Consider the following 716-nt stretch of genomic DNA (forward strand, 5'->3'; position numbering starts at 1 on the left):
GGAATTTTTGGCGGAAGGGGTAGAAGGCCTGGAAGAACGAGCGAAAGGACGGCCGCCCATGTCGAAAAAACCAACAAACAAGCCGAAAAACAACCCATCAAAACCGAATGGGACGATGTCCCGTGAACAACAACTGGAACGGGAGAATGAACTTCTCCGCTTAGAAGTGGCGTATTTAAAAAAGTTGGACGCTTTCCAGGAGAACCCGGATGCCTTCCTCGAAAAGCACAAGCAGCGCTGGCATTCGAACTCCAAGAAGAAGGATTCCGATTAAGGGATGTCTTGAAGATCGCGGATCTCCCGGAAGCAACATACCATTACCACCGGCAGCGATTCGCTTCGGAAGACCCGGACCGGGAATGGAAAACCGTGATCCGGGCGCTGTTTGAAAAACACGAAGGCCGTTACGGGTATCGCCGGATCCACCTGGAACTACAGGCGCTCGGGTATGTCATCAACCATAAGAAAGTCCAGCGCCTCCTGAGGGAATTGGATTTAAGATGCGTGAAATTCATCCGGAAATCCCGCTACCGATCGTATAAGGGAAAAGTCGGAACCATCGCCAAAAACCGGTTGAACCGCAGGTTCCACACAGCGCATCCCCTGCAAAAAATGACCACCGATGTCACCGAATTCAAATGTACGGGTGAAGAGAAGCTTTATCTGAGTCCCATCATGGACCTTTATAACGGCGAGATCGTTGGCGTGAGCATGGC

General features: G+C 51.3%; 1 protein-coding gene and 1 pseudogene. Both read left to right on the top strand.

The window, feature by feature from the left end; translation table 11 throughout:
- Positions 1 to 274: pseudogene (locus AC3AQ9_RS20545) on the top strand (hypothetical protein); the annotation flags it as partial.
- Between the two features lie 8 nt (positions 275 to 282).
- On the top strand, positions 283 to 716 hold a 434-nt coding region (locus AC3AQ9_RS20550; protein ID WP_488309335.1), incomplete at its 3' end, for an IS3 family transposase.

The organism is Planococcus sp. VCh962 (assembly GCF_057748275.1).